The following is a 13,424-nucleotide window of genomic DNA, read 5'->3' on the forward strand; positions in this document are numbered from 1 at the left end:
TTCCTAAAATAGAATGAAGCTTTTCATTTCATGATTTTATTTTTTAACCACATAATGCAGCTCAACAAATTGGTTAAAAGTTCTTGTCCCAATGAGTCTAAGATCTAACTGATGCTTTCCTTTTTTGAATAATGGAATGCCTTTTCCTAAAATAGTGGGTGCGATTGTGATAATCAGTTCATCTAGTAAATTTTCTTGGATGAATGTATAGATTAGTTCGCCACCCCCAACAAGCCAAATATCTTTTCCATTTTGTTTTAGTAGGCTTTTCGTAAACTGAATCACATCATCATGTATAAACTTTACATATTCTGTTTCTGAAAGAGGAGCCCTTGTATATACATAACAACTTTCATTCTTATACGGGAATTCACCATTGGTTGCTTTCATGACCCAATCATATGTTTTTCTTCCCATCAGAATGGTATCTACTGTTTGTAAAAATTCAGAATAGCCGTTATCACCTTCACCCTCCACTGCATCTAACCATTCAAGTGATTCATCTTCTGTTGCAATATAGCCATCTAAACTTGTTGCAATAAACAATACGATTTTCCGATTCTTCATCATTTCCACCTTATCTATTTAAAAATTTGTACCTTCATCATACCTTATTTCCGAAACTTTTCGTGGTGGTCTAAATAGTAACTTCTCGAAAGGGGGATTTTCCCTTTAATTGAGAACATCATATGATTTCGCGTGTAGGATTTACATTAATTTTACATAGTATTCTCTTCCGTTTACCAATAGCCAATAAATATTTTATAGCGACTCTACATAAAGTTTAGTAGATACGTTGGGGGAGGGTGTTTGTTGGTGAAAAGTGATGGAAAGTTACTATTCAACGGTATTTTGGTATTAGGGCTAATCATTTGTAGTATGCTTGGTTATTTTTTTTATCATGATGAATCATCAACAACACTTGTGAAAAGACAATCATCTATTTATTCAATTGATAATCCTGAACAATGGAAAAGAGCTCAAGCCCGTTTTATTCATAAGGCCACAGATCAATTAGAAGAAAGTGGCTATCCTGTGGGATTCATTTTATATTTTCATTCGGATGATTTAAAGGTTATAGAAGCAATTGTGAAATCGGAAATTAAGGAAAAGAAGCAAGCAAAACAAAAAATTACTCAAACGATTAAAGAGGTTGCAAAGGAAAATCATTTAGGTGAGTTTGTAACCAAGGTGAAGTTTTTAGATGAGGAATAACTACATTATTCATATATGAGGACTAAAGTGTGTTATTAAAATTAATAATAATTTTAAGATAAATGTATTGACCCCGAATTTCTGTATGTGTTATTATTATCTCGAATTAAGGATATTCAAATTAAAGATATTGTAATTCGAAATAACAAAAGTGGTGATACGAATGGAAGTAGGATCTAAAGAATTAAAAGCTTTAACCGTTATTCTTCGTGCCTCCCAAGCAATTCAAGAAGCAATTCGAAAAAGTGTTGCCTCGTATAAACTAAATGCAACCGAACTTTCAGTATTAGAATTTTTATATCATAAAGGTGATCAACCGATTCAAACAGTTGGTAAAAAGATTCTGATATCAAGTAGTAGCATAACGTATGTTATTGATAAGCTTGAAAAAAAGCAGCTTGTTACACGGAGAGATTGCCCTAATGATCGTCGAATAACTTATGCAAGCTTGACAAAAAAAGGTCAGGAACTTATGGAACAGGTATTTCCAATTTTGCATGAACAAATGCTAGAGCTATTTGACAGTATAGATGAGCAACAATTAATTCAACTCATTAATATAATGAAACAAATCGGCATTCGTGCAGAAAAAATGTAGTTTTTTTTGAAATTATATCTTGAATTCGAGAAGACTGAATTAAAACTAATATAACACACTTTTAAGGAGGTGAAATGAAAAGATGGGTTTCTTTAAAAGTTTATTTGGGAATAATAACGATGAAAAACAAATTGGAGGAGATAGCATGGTTAAAATTGGTATCGTTTTAGGTTCAACTCGTGAAGGTAGAGTAAGTCCACAAGTTGGTGAATGGGTAAAAGAATTAGCAGACAAACGCGGTGACGCAGAATACGAAATCATCGATATCGCAGAATTTAAATTACCATTATTAGGTGAACCAGGACATGATGCATCTGGTGCAGCTGCATGGTCTCAAAGAATTGCTGCTTGTGATGGTTTCGTATTTATCGCGCAAGAATACAATCATTCAATCACAGGTGCATTGAAAAACGCATTGGATTACTTACGTGATGAATGGAATAACAAAGCTGCTGGTATCGTTTCTTACGGTTCAGTTGGTGGCGCTCGTGCAACAGAACACTTACGTGGAATTCTTGGTGAATTATTAGTAGCAGATGTACGCGTACATCCAGCATTATCATTATTCACTGACTTCGAAAACGGTTCAGTATTCAAACCAAAAGAAGTGCAAGCTGACTCAGTAAACCAAATGTTAGATCAATTAATTCCTTGGTCAACAGCTCTAAAAACAATCCGATAATCAAATACTTAAATATCTACTAATGTCCACTTTTAAACAGGTGGGCATTTTTTTCTTTCTATTTTAATTTTTTAACTTCTATACATTAGATAAATTTGATTTGCCATATAATCTGAACTGAAATGAAGCCCCTTCCTTATCCACCACACGATGATGCCAACTAGTGATGCTGTTTTAATATCGATTGCAACATAATCAGCTGGTAAATCCTTCTTTGTATTTTTTCTTCTTGTTTCAATCAATTGTTGTACCAATGAGAATAATTGCTCCTCAAATTGGTCCACATTAAATAAAATCAGCAAATAATTCCGATGGACATATAAACAATCGAGCAATTGTGTTAACTGTTGTTTTTCAGTTAAATCCTTTACTTCTGTTAGTGCAACAATTTGTTCTGACAGTTCATTTATAATCTCATTCGTAATTTGCTTTAGTAAGTCATGGATACTCTCATAATGTAAGTAAAAAGTTGTACGGTTTAAACCTGCTTCTGCTGCAACTTTTTGAACCGTTAAATTCGAAATGGAAGAGTCCTTACATAAGAGTGAAAAAACAGCATTTTTAAACATTTCTCTAGAACGGATTGTTCGTGGGTCCTCTTTTTTTGATTGAGACATTTTAAACTCCTTTATCTATTTTCTTTTACTTTCTCAACAACATCAATTGCCTGTGTTGAGTAGTGAACGTTTTAAAGAAAACTGTTCATGGTCAGATATTAATACTTTTGTTACGATTATTTTATCGACACATTGTCGAGAAAACAAGTCTAAAATAAAGGGGTTAATAAATGAAGGTAGAAATAACGGAAAGAGATAAAAGGATTTTATTAATGGTACTGATTGCTGGCTGTTTTTTATCAACATTAAACCAAACTTTATTGAATGTTGCATTGAGTAGTTTGATGGATGTATTTCATGTAAAAGCTTCGACTGTGCAATGGTTATCAACTGGCTTTATGTTGGTTAATGGAGTATTAGTGCCAATCACTGCGTTTTTAATGAAACGATTCACAACAAGGCAGTTGTTTATTAGCTCGATGCTTTTTTTGTTCATAGGGTCTGTATTAAGTGCATGTGCTATGAATTTTAGTGTTTTATTAGCAGGTAGGATGCTTCAAGCAATAGGAGCAGGAATTATTATGCCACTCATGCTGACGGTCATTTTATATTTATATCCTAGCGAAGAGCGCGGAAGTGTTATGGGGAAAATTGGCTTTGCAATCATTTTTGCTCCAGCTATTGCACCTACATTATCAGGTTTTATTATTGAGTATGTATCCTGGAGATGGCTATTTATTGGGTTAGTTCCACTGGTATTCATCGTCATTGTTCTAGCGTTCAAATTTTTAATGAATGTTGCAGACACGGCAAAAGCTAAACTAGATATTGTCAGTGTTATTTTATCGACGATTGGATTTGGATGTATATTATTTGGTTTTAGTAGTGCGGGGAATAAGGGATGGAGTCATCCAGTTGTCTTAACAACCTTAAGTGTAGGAATAATTGTGACTATAATTTTCTGTGTTCGTCAATTGAAGTCAAATGAGCCATTATTAAATTTATCCGTATTTAAATATAAAGTTTTCACTCTTACGACATTGATTAATATACTTATAACCATGATTATGTATGCGGATTTGATCCTTTTACCAATTTATTTGCAAAATGGGCGAGGTTTTACACCCTTCGAAGCAGGTTTACTCTTATTACCTGGAGCAATCATTAATGCATTCTTATCACCAGTCACAGGTAAGATGTATGATAAATACGGTGCGAAACCACTCTTTATCACAGGTTTATTATTGATTATTATTTCTATGTGGGGAGTAATTGATCTAACGGAATCAACATCATATATGTATTTAATGATTCGTACTTGTATTTTACGAATTGGATTAAGCTTTATTTCTATGCCATTAAATACAGCAGGCTTGAATGCCATACCAAGGGAATTAGGTTCACATGGTTCTGCAGTAAATAATACCATCCGTAATTTAGCAGGCGCTATTGGAACAGCAGTTGTCATCACAGTGTATACAATTCAAGCAACAACTCATGCCAATATGCTATCGAGTGGTAAAGAAAACATGAATGCAATGCAACTAGCAAAAACAGCTTCAATTTTTGCCTCAAGTGATGCTTATGTACTTATGCTAGTTTTAGCTTTTATTGCGCTCTTTGTTGTGTTTTTTATGCCTAAAAAAGCAAATACCTCAATAACATGAAATCGCCATCACTAATACAATTTGAAAGCATATCTTGAGACTTCTCGGATATGCTTTTATATGAAAATTGTAAAAATTCCATATAATACATAGACTTTCTTTCTTAAATTGGTTATTGTTAATTTATTTATAAAGAGAGGTGTGAGTAAATGGAATTTAAAACATTACATAATGAACACGTTATTTTAAAACCGATGGAAGAAACTGATGCACAAGAAATCTTAAAAGTGGCGACACTTCCAGAGATTTGGTCGTATATGTCCATTACAATTAAAACGATAGAAGATGCTCAAAAATATGTAGCAGATGCTCTCTCAAAAAAAGAAAAAGGAGTAGAATTTCCTTTTGTGATTATTGATCCACATACGAATGCCGTTATCGGTTCGACGAAATTTATGGATATTGATAAGAAACATAAGCGTTTAGAAATCGGTTTTACTTGGCTAACTCCCTCCTATTGGCGTACAGCCATCAATACAAATTGTAAATACTTATTATTACAATATTGTTTTGAAGTACTTCACCTAAATCGAGTCCAAATTAAAACCGACCATGAAAACCTCCGTTCTCAAAAAGCAATCGAACGAATTGGAGCTCAAAAAGAAGGGGTTCTTCGCAATCATATGGTTAGAAAAGATGGAACTATCCGGCATACGGTTATGTATAGTGTGACAGTTGAGGAATGGGAGAATGTGAAAAGTAGATTAGAAGATATGATGGAGTAATATGGGAGAATCTATTTCTAATATTGTTAAGTTGATTGAGCTGTGACTCCAAACTCACCCTTTGATTAGCGAGCTATTTCCACTTTACGTTGAAATTCCAAATAATAAAAAGAGCTGATTCCAACCTTTGCGAATCAGCTCTACTTTTTACTCCAACTATTCTTATAAAGATTCGTCATAGTCAAATAAACAATCCCTTTTTCATTTAAAGTAACCTCTTTTGACTCATACGATTCAATCGGAAATATGTAAAATGAAAACTCATCACCATCTCGAAAATTTAAAGAACTAAAAACAGCATCCTCGCAATGATACGTTTTTCCCTTATACGTTGCCATCATCTTGGCGGACATTGAATCAATCAACGACGTTTCACTATTAATAGTATGTTGAATACCAGAGATTAAAGTAGCTTTTGAAAACGAATATTTTCCGCTAGAACGAAAGAATATCTCATACCCCCCCTTATTAATATCACCTGTATTTCGAATCCAAGAAACATATATTTTATGCTGGCCATCATTGTATACTTCTTTCCCAATATTTCTTTCCAAATTCGAAAGATCAATAGAAACAGTAGATTCACCACTTATCACATGTCCTTTATGATTGATAAAACCACTTGGTACATCCGCTACATATTCAATTCCTTTCGTCCAAAAAAGAAGTCTCCCACTTAACCAAAGAAATAACACTACAATGGCTAAAATGGTAGAAAACCAAAAGAGTATTTTTGATTTATGGCTTTTCAACAAGTTTCCATCTCCTTTCAAGCAAGAGTAAATAACGCGATTTAATAATACCATAATTTACTAGTTTAATAAGCATTATTCATGCATTTAACAGGCTCTGCAAAGCGCTATTTCATTATCCTATTATTTTCATACTCGAATTATTAATAGGATTGTTCACAAAATGTTCTAAACTTGAGTCTAAAATCATTTAATTTAATGTTGTCCAATAAATGCGGGATAAATTTGGAGAAAATGCTATTTTGCAAAACTAAGGAGGGGAAATAAGATTTGGATAAAATCGTCACTTTGGAAGAGATTCGCAATCATTTCAATAGCAATCAAAGAATTCTAGTAGGAGGATTTGGCATTTCTGGTACGCCTTTAAGCGTAATAGAGCAAATACTAGAAACCGATGCAAAAGATTTAGAGATTGTTAGTAATAATCTTGGAGATTTAGGAATGGGCCTTCATAAAGTGTTTATGGCAGGGAAAATCAAAAAAGCAATTGGTTCATTTTTTACTATGAATAAAGAAGCCGTTGAGGCCTGGTCAAAAGGTGAATTGGACATTGAATTATTACCTCAAGGAACTTTAGCAGAAGCTATTCGCTGTGGGGGAGCTGGGATTGGTGGATTTTACACCAAAACAGCAGTAGGGACATCTCTAAGTAAAAACAAAGAAATCCGTGAAATAGATGGGATACGTTATGTATTTGAGAAAAGCATTCGTGGGAATATAGCGCTCATTAAAGCTGCAAAAGCAGATCGACTTGGCAATCTAGTGTATCACACAACTGCCCGTAATTTTAATCCAATGATGGCAACTGCAGCAGATATTGTCATTGCGGAAGTGGATGAAATTGTTGAAGTGGGAGAATTGAATCCAGAGCATATTGTGACACCACATGTCTATGTTGATTACATTGTTCAATCTACCTATAAAAAGCAAGGAAGTGAATACATTGAAATTAAATAATCGTGAAATTATCGCAAAAAGAATCGCGCAAGAACTAAAAGAGGGAGACGCAGTAAATCTGGGAATTGGTATTCCAACATTGGTTGCATCCTTTTTAGCAGACAAAACGGTGTATTTACAATCTGAAAATGGATTAATTGGAATGGGGCCACCACCAACGCCCGAAGAATTAGATATTGAATTAATTGATGCTGGCAAGAATCCAACAACCTTAACGAAAAGTGCTGCACTTTTTTCTAGTGCCGATTCTTTCGGAATGATTCGAGGCGGCCATATTGATGTCGCCGTATTAGGTATTCTACAAATTGATCAATACGGAGAAATCGCGAACTGGGCTGTGCCAAACAGGCCGATATTAGGTGTTGGAGGTGCAATGGATTTAGTAGCTGGTGCCAAGAAATTAATCGCAGCTGCTACATTATTTGCAAAAGATGGTTCGGCAAAATTAGTGGATAAGCTGTCTTATGAATCTACAGGCGAGAGAAAAGTGGATCTCTTTGTGACTGAACATGCTGCATTCACTTTTTCACGTGAAGGGATTAAAGTAGTTGATTTATATGGTGACTTTACGATTGAAGAACTTTCAGAAAAGGTAGGGTTGCCACTGATTTCTGACATCTAACTATTCGATAAGGAGTGAGCACTTGGTTAGTTTAATTACAATTGTTATTTCTCTGGTTCTTTTGATCATATTAGCTTTACGAGGTTATAGCATCATAGTGATTGCGCCAGTTGTGAGTTTATTTGTCATGGTTCTAAACCATATGCCTATTTTGGACACGTTCCAAAACGCATATATGACTGGTTTTATGAACTATGTAAAAAACTACTATCTTATCTTCTTATTTGCAGCAATGTTTGGGAAATTAATGGATGATAGTGGAGCAGCTCGTAAAATTGCAGAAGTGTTACTTAAAATCCTAGGGAAAAACAGTAAATATAAAGTTCTCGTTTCGATTATGGTTATTTGTGCGTTTTTAACATATGGCGGTATTAGTTTATTTGTCGTTATTTTCGCAATCCTACCAATTGCAAAACCATTGTTTAAAGAACTTCAAATTCCGTGGCATCTCTTTATGGCGGCATTTTTTACTGGTGTCGGAACATTTACGATGACGATGGTTCCTGGAACACCATCTGTTCAAAATATTATTCCTACAAAATATTTAGGAACAACTGTCACTGCAGCACCACTAGTCGGAATTATAGCAGCCATCGCAGTTATTGCCATCAACCTATGGTATATGAAATATGCTTTGAAAAAAGCGGAACAACGCAATGAAACCTATGATAATATGACAAATCCTGATAAGAGTGAAGATCAATTGGTTGATAAATACGCAGATAAATCATTGCCACATATTGTTCTTAGTTTATCACCACCAATTGTCCTATTAGTTTTGTTGAATATTGTTAAGGTTGATATTGTCTATACATTAATGATTACAGTTGCCTTTTCCGTTATTGTTTTTTGGAAGTATATCGATATCAAGCGCGTAACACTTAACGCTGGGGCGACTTCAGCTGTTATTCCAATTATCAATACAAGTGCTGATGTGGGATATGGTGCTGTCGTTGCGGCAACAGCAGGATTTGCATTCTTTAATGATATGATGACACATCTTCCTGGTAGCCCATTAATTTCATTGTTTATCTCAACAACTCTACTTGCAGGAATTACGGGTTCATCTTCCGGAGGATTGGGAATCGCGATGGAAGCGTTATCAAAGACTTACTTAGATATGGGGCTTAACCCAGAAGCAATCCACCGTGTTGCAGCAATTGCATCTGGAGGATTGGATTCCTTACCTCATAATGGTGCAGTTATTACTTTCCTAGTAGCTTCGAAATTAACGCATAAAGATGCGTACAAGCATGTATTTGCAACATCAGTTGTCGCGCCACTTCTAGCAAGTATTCCAGCATTAATCGCAGCTATCTTATTCTATTAAATCAACGTAAAATTAATAATTTATCCAGAATACTATCCCAATGATTAACGAAAAGGAGATATGTAAATGATTCGAACAGTTGGAATTGTTGGAGCAGGTACAATGGGATTTGGCATTGCATTTCAATTTGCCATCAATGGTACAAAAGTAATTCTTAATGATTTGCAAGATGAAATATTAAAAACAGCACATTCCAAGGTTAACACCTATTTAACTATTTTCAGAAACCAAGGTTTTAATCTTACATTATCCGATGAAGAAGTATACAAAAATATTCAATTTACCACGAGACTTGAAGAGTTGGAAAATTGCGATTTAGTGATTGAAACGGCTAGTGAAAATTTAGCAGTTAAACAGAAAATATTTAGACAACTAGATGATATTTGTTCGTCCGAAACAATAATAACCTCCAATACTTCAAGTTTACGATTATCTGATATTACGTTACATGTTGAAAAACATAAGGATCGAGTGATGTTAACACATTTCTTTAATCCTGCACATATCGTGCCACTAGTAGAACTATTGAAAAGTCAGTACACCAGTGATTCAGTTTTTGCAGAAGTAAAGCAATTTTTAGAAAGTCAAAACAAAGTCACCATTCATGTCAAACGTGAAGTTCCTGGCTTAGTTGCAAACCGAATTCAAGTGGCATTAGCAAGAGAAGCGTTGACTTTGCTAGAGGAAGATGTGGTGAGTAAGGAAGATTTAGAAGCAGCACTTCATGCGGGGCCTGGCTTCCGATTTGCTTCAAGTGGTTTACTTAAAATTATCGATTTTGGCGGAATAGATGTATGGAATATTGTATTACATCAATTGCAACCTGAAATCGAATCTACTATTCGCGAATTTGATTGTATCAATACACGTGTAGAAGCCGGAGAATATGGTGTCAAAACAGGTAAAGGCTTTTTCGATTATCCAGGTAAAGGTTTAGATGGATACGTCATTTCACGGGATGAATCATTATTAAACCATTTACTTAATACAAACCCACAATTAAAAGTGAGACAGTAAGGAGGAATTTCAATGCGCAACGTCATCATAACAGGTGCTGCAGGTGGTCTTGGTCAAGCGATGGTAAAGAAATTTGTAGAGCAGGAAGATTTCGTATTTGCAGCAGATTTAAATCTTGAACAAGTAAAGAAACTTGAAGCAGAGTACCCAGGGCAAGTGCAAGCATTAGAAGTAGATGTAACAGATGAAAATTCTGTAAAAGCTGCAATCCAACAAGTTGCACGAAAAGGACAAGTGGATGTAGTGGTAAATAATGCGGGTCTCCAACATCGAGATAAAATTGAAAACTTCCCAACAGAAAAGTGGGATTTGCTCGTTGATGTCATGCTAAAAGGGACGTTCTTATTCACAAAACACGCACTCACTTTTATGAAAGAACAACGATATGGACGTATTGTCAATATTTCTTCTGTTCATGGAACAAAAGCAACACCTGAAAAAGTGGCCTATGTTGCAGCAAAACACGGTGTCATTGGGATTACACGAGTTACAGCTTTAGAGGGTGCTCCGTTCAATATTACTGCAAATGCTGTATCACCTGGACCTGTGAAAACACCTCTTCTTGTCAAACAGTTAAAGGATCTAGAGGAAGTAGGGATGACTGAAACACAAGCACTAGAAGAAATTATGTATCCAAAACAAGCGATGAAACGATTTATCTCACCAGAAGAAATTGCAGATGGTGTTTACTTTTTAACTTCTTCTGCGGCATCCGGTATTACAGGTGAAAATTTAAGTGTTTCTGGTGGGGTTTAAACTGATATCTAAAATAAAAGGAGCGAATTTAATGGGAGCATATATCATAAATGGATCAAGAACGGCATTTGGATCATTTGGAGGAGCACTTAAGGACATCAGTGAAATTGATTTAGCAGTAACAACCGTAAAAGAAACAATCGAGCGAAGTGGTGTAGAAGCATCTACAATAGATGAAATTATCTTTGGAAATATTATTCATACATCAAAAAACTCCGCTTATCTTGCAAGACATATTGGTTTAAAAAGTGGATTGCCTGAAGAGTCAACGGCTTTGACAGTGAACCGCCTATGTGGGTCTGGCCTTCAAGCGATTGTAAATGCTGCTCAAAACATCTTACTAGGAGAAACAAATGTAGCGATTGCAGGTGGTACTGAAAATATGAGTTTAGCACCTCATGTCTTAAGAGGGACTCGATTTGGTTCACCAAACAAAGCGCCAAAAGTAGACGATATGCTTTTTGAAACGCTATATGATGAATATGCTGAATGTGGAATGGGCGTTACTGCAGAAAACCTTGCCGTTAAATATGAAATCTCGAGAGAGGAACAAGATATTTTCGCGTTAAATTCTCATCAAAAAGCAAAAAGTGCTATTGATAGTGGTCGCTTTGCAGAAGAAATTGTTCCGGTTGTTGTTAAAGGGAAAAAAAATAAAGAAATCATTGTTAATCAAGATGAGCATGTGAGAAGAGACATTGCTTTTGATAAATTGCATAACTTAATGCCAGCATTTAAAGAAAATGGAACAGTGACTGCAGGCAATGCAAGTGGTATCAATGATGGAGCTGCATCTGTATTAGTCGCGTCTGAAGAATATGTGAAACAACATGGCTTACAACCCTTAGCTAAAATCGTGTCATGGGGAATTGCAGGGGTTGATCCTAAAATAATGGGCATTGGTCCTGCACCGGCTATTCGAAAAGCATTAAATAAAGCGAACTTATCTATTGCCGATATTGATCTTTTTGAGTTAAATGAGGCATTTGCTGCACAATCGCTTGCCGTGATGAAAGAGTTAAATCTAGAAAGAGAAAAAGTCAATGTCAACGGTGGAGCCGTTGCTTTAGGCCATCCTGTTGGTGCGAGCGGTGCGCGTATTACTTATTCCCTTGCGCTTGAAATGCAAAAAAGAAATGTACGTTATGGCGTAGCAAGTTTATGTATTGGTGGGGGGCAAGGGATTGCGATTGTATTAGAAAATACAATTTAGGGGGACAGTGAATGAAGGAAGTAAACCAAATTGAAAAATCTGTTGTTAAAAAAACGATGGGCCGTATTGCACCGTTTATTTTACTTCTGTATACGGTAGCCTATTTAGATCGTGTAAACTTAGGATTTGCCGCATTAGAGATGAATGCAGATTTAGCGTTAACCGCTGAAGTCTTTGGGTTACTATCGGGCATTTTCTTCATCGGCTATTTCTTTTTTGAAGTACCTAGTAATATGATTATGCATAAAGTTGGGGCAAGGATTTGGATTGCGCGAATCATGTTCTCCTGGGGCATTGTTGTCATCTTAACAGGTTTTGTGCAAACTGCTACGCATCTCTATATTTTGCGCTTTTTATTAGGTATTGCAGAAGCAGGATTCTTCCCCGGCATAATATTATATTTAACCTATTGGTTTAGAGCGAGAGAAAGAGGTAAAGCTACATCGATTCTATTACTTGCTTTGCCAATTGGTGGTTTAGTAGGAGCTCCATTATCAACTTGGATTATCGACAATGTTGCATGGTTTAATCTTTCTGGTTGGCGTTGGATGTTCATATTGGAAGGGATTCCTGCAATCATTTTAGGCTTTTTTGTGATTTTCTATTTGTTGAATCGACCAAGGGATGCAAAATGGCTGACAGATGAGGAAAAAGAATGGCTTGAAAGTGCGTTGGAAAATGAACGCCGTGAAAGTGAAAAAATCAATAAAGTTTCGAAAAAAGAAATGTTAAAAGATTCAAAAGTATGGAAACTTGCATTCTTCTATTTTGCAGGTTACACAGGAATCTATGGGCTGTCATTCTGGATTCCAACAATTATCAAGAATTTGTCAGCTGCAGGCACGACCAATATGCAAGTTGGGTGGCTTGCGATGATTCCATATATTTTGGCGATTCCAGCTAGTCTATTTACTGGATGGAATTCCGATCGTACGAATTCATATAAAAAGCATCTAATCTATTGCTTACTCATCGCGATTGTAGGCTTTATTGGTTGTAGCTACGTAACGCAGACGGGGCCAATGGTGGCAAGCTTAGCTATTAGTTCGATTGGACTGTATGGCTTTGCAGGTTGTTTCTTTGCCTATTTAACGTTTTTCTTCACGGAATCAACTGCACCTGTTGGAATTGCGCTCGTCAATTCATTTGCAGCATTAGGAGGTTTTGTGGGACCGATGATTTTAGGGTCGTTAACATTAACTTCTGGTATGCTTTTAATTGCCGCATTACTAGTAGCTGGACTCATTACATTATTGACATTAAAGCGTGGTCATGAAGAAACCAAATTAAAAGAGATAACAATAGAATAAGAAAAGCATCAACGATTGTAGAA

Annotated in this window: 15 protein-coding genes; 12 read left to right on the top strand and 3 right to left on the bottom strand. The window is 35.6% G+C overall.

What is annotated here, in order from left to right:
* Positions 1-36: 36 nt before the first annotated feature.
* A complete protein-coding gene (locus ACWV26_RS06945) occupies positions 37-567 on the bottom strand; it encodes a dihydrofolate reductase family protein (RefSeq protein WP_455897624.1) in 531 nt (176 codons plus the stop codon).
* A 246-nt stretch (positions 568-813) separates the two neighbouring features.
* Here ACWV26_RS06945 and ACWV26_RS06950 point away from each other — a divergent pair, with 246 nt between their 5' ends.
* From ACWV26_RS06950 to ACWV26_RS06960, 3 genes are all read left to right on the top strand, one after another.
* A complete protein-coding gene (locus tag ACWV26_RS06950; protein ID WP_455897625.1) occupies positions 814-1,215 on the top strand; it encodes a hypothetical protein in 402 nt (133 codons plus the stop codon).
* A 163-nt stretch (positions 1,216-1,378) separates the two neighbouring features.
* Positions 1,379-1,813 carry a MarR family winged helix-turn-helix transcriptional regulator gene (locus ACWV26_RS06955; protein WP_455897626.1) on the top strand — a complete coding sequence of 145 codons (435 nt, stop codon included), beginning with the start codon at positions 1,379-1,381 and terminating at the stop codon, positions 1,811-1,813.
* Positions 1,814-1,895: 82 nt separating this feature from the next.
* Entirely contained in the window at positions 1,896-2,495 is a 600-nt protein-coding gene (locus tag ACWV26_RS06960) for an NADPH-dependent FMN reductase (protein WP_455897627.1), read from the top strand.
* A 71-nt stretch (positions 2,496-2,566) separates the two neighbouring features.
* On the opposite strand, the gene ACWV26_RS06965 is transcribed toward ACWV26_RS06960, so the two are convergent.
* Positions 2,567-3,112 (bottom strand): TetR/AcrR family transcriptional regulator, encoded by a 546-nt coding sequence (locus tag ACWV26_RS06965; RefSeq protein ID WP_455897628.1) that lies wholly within the window; start codon positions 3,110-3,112, stop codon positions 2,567-2,569.
* A 170-nt stretch (positions 3,113-3,282) separates the two neighbouring features.
* Between ACWV26_RS06965 and ACWV26_RS06970 the strand changes: the two genes are divergently transcribed.
* Together ACWV26_RS06970 and ACWV26_RS06975 are read left to right on the top strand one after the other, a co-directional pair.
* Entirely contained in the window at positions 3,283-4,719 is a 1,437-nt protein-coding gene (locus ACWV26_RS06970) for a DHA2 family efflux MFS transporter permease subunit (RefSeq protein ID WP_455897629.1), read from the top strand.
* Positions 4,720-4,868: 149 nt separating this feature from the next.
* On the top strand, positions 4,869-5,444 hold the full coding sequence (locus tag ACWV26_RS06975; protein ID WP_455897630.1) for a GNAT family N-acetyltransferase: 576 nt from the start codon (positions 4,869-4,871) through the stop codon (positions 5,442-5,444).
* Positions 5,445-5,584: 140 nt separating this feature from the next.
* Here ACWV26_RS06975 and ACWV26_RS06980 read toward each other — a convergent pair whose 3' ends face one another.
* The gene (locus ACWV26_RS06980; protein ID WP_455897631.1) at positions 5,585-6,199 is read right to left on the bottom strand and encodes a hypothetical protein; all 615 of its coding nucleotides are present in this window, start codon (positions 6,197-6,199) and stop codon (positions 5,585-5,587) included.
* A 267-nt stretch (positions 6,200-6,466) separates the two neighbouring features.
* Between ACWV26_RS06980 and ACWV26_RS06985 the strand changes: the two genes are divergently transcribed.
* From ACWV26_RS06985 to ACWV26_RS07015, 7 genes are all read left to right on the top strand, one after another.
* On the top strand, positions 6,467-7,153 hold the full coding sequence (locus ACWV26_RS06985; protein WP_455897632.1) for a CoA transferase subunit A: 687 nt from the start codon (positions 6,467-6,469) through the stop codon (positions 7,151-7,153).
* The gene (locus tag ACWV26_RS06990; protein WP_455897633.1) at positions 7,131-7,775 is read left to right on the top strand and encodes a 3-oxoacid CoA-transferase subunit B; all 645 of its coding nucleotides are present in this window, start codon (positions 7,131-7,133) and stop codon (positions 7,773-7,775) included. The genes ACWV26_RS06985 and ACWV26_RS06990 overlap by 23 nt, the downstream gene beginning before the upstream one ends.
* Before the next feature lie 22 nt (positions 7,776-7,797).
* Positions 7,798-9,105, top strand: coding sequence for a GntP family permease (locus ACWV26_RS06995; protein ID WP_455897634.1), 1,308 nt, complete (start codon positions 7,798-7,800; stop codon positions 9,103-9,105).
* Positions 9,106-9,171: 66 nt separating this feature from the next.
* On the top strand, positions 9,172-10,122 hold the full coding sequence (locus tag ACWV26_RS07000) for a 3-hydroxyacyl-CoA dehydrogenase family protein (RefSeq protein WP_455897635.1): 951 nt from the start codon (positions 9,172-9,174) through the stop codon (positions 10,120-10,122).
* A gap of 12 nt (positions 10,123-10,134) precedes the next feature.
* Positions 10,135-10,878 carry a 3-hydroxybutyrate dehydrogenase gene (locus ACWV26_RS07005; protein WP_455897636.1) on the top strand — a complete coding sequence of 248 codons (744 nt, stop codon included), beginning with the start codon at positions 10,135-10,137 and terminating at the stop codon, positions 10,876-10,878.
* Between the two features lie 31 nt (positions 10,879-10,909).
* On the top strand, positions 10,910-12,091 hold the full coding sequence (locus ACWV26_RS07010; RefSeq protein ID WP_455897637.1) for an acetyl-CoA C-acetyltransferase: 1,182 nt from the start codon (positions 10,910-10,912) through the stop codon (positions 12,089-12,091).
* 11 nt (positions 12,092-12,102) lie between these two features.
* The gene (locus ACWV26_RS07015; RefSeq protein WP_455897638.1) at positions 12,103-13,401 is read left to right on the top strand and encodes an MFS transporter; all 1,299 of its coding nucleotides are present in this window, start codon (positions 12,103-12,105) and stop codon (positions 13,399-13,401) included.
* Positions 13,402-13,424: the final 23 nt, after the last annotated feature.

The organism is Rummeliibacillus sp. JY-2-4R (assembly GCF_053847205.1).

What these genes read in the sequence shown, in the direction of transcription:
- ACWV26_RS07010 (WP_455897637.1), top strand. Translation starts at nt 10,910, where the DNA reads ATGGGAGCATATATCATAAATGGATCAAGAACGGCATTTGGATCATTT.
- ACWV26_RS06955 (WP_455897626.1), top strand. Translation starts at nt 1,379, where the DNA reads ATGGAAGTAGGATCTAAAGAATTAAAAGCTTTAACCGTTATTCTTCGT.
- ACWV26_RS07005 (WP_455897636.1), top strand. Translation starts at nt 10,135, where the DNA reads ATGCGCAACGTCATCATAACAGGTGCTGCAGGTGGTCTTGGTCAAGCG.
- ACWV26_RS06965 (WP_455897628.1), bottom strand. Translation starts at nt 3,112, where the DNA reads ATGTCTCAATCAAAAAAAGAGGACCCACGAACAATCCGTTCTAGAGAA.
- ACWV26_RS07000 (WP_455897635.1), top strand. Translation starts at nt 9,172, where the DNA reads ATGATTCGAACAGTTGGAATTGTTGGAGCAGGTACAATGGGATTTGGC.
- ACWV26_RS06975 (WP_455897630.1), top strand. Translation starts at nt 4,869, where the DNA reads ATGGAATTTAAAACATTACATAATGAACACGTTATTTTAAAACCGATG.
- ACWV26_RS06945 (WP_455897624.1), bottom strand. Translation starts at nt 567, where the DNA reads ATGAAGAATCGGAAAATCGTATTGTTTATTGCAACAAGTTTAGATGGC.
- ACWV26_RS06960 (WP_455897627.1), top strand. Translation starts at nt 1,896, where the DNA reads ATGGGTTTCTTTAAAAGTTTATTTGGGAATAATAACGATGAAAAACAA.
- ACWV26_RS07015 (WP_455897638.1), top strand. Translation starts at nt 12,103, where the DNA reads ATGAAGGAAGTAAACCAAATTGAAAAATCTGTTGTTAAAAAAACGATG.
- ACWV26_RS06970 (WP_455897629.1), top strand. Translation starts at nt 3,283, where the DNA reads ATGAAGGTAGAAATAACGGAAAGAGATAAAAGGATTTTATTAATGGTA.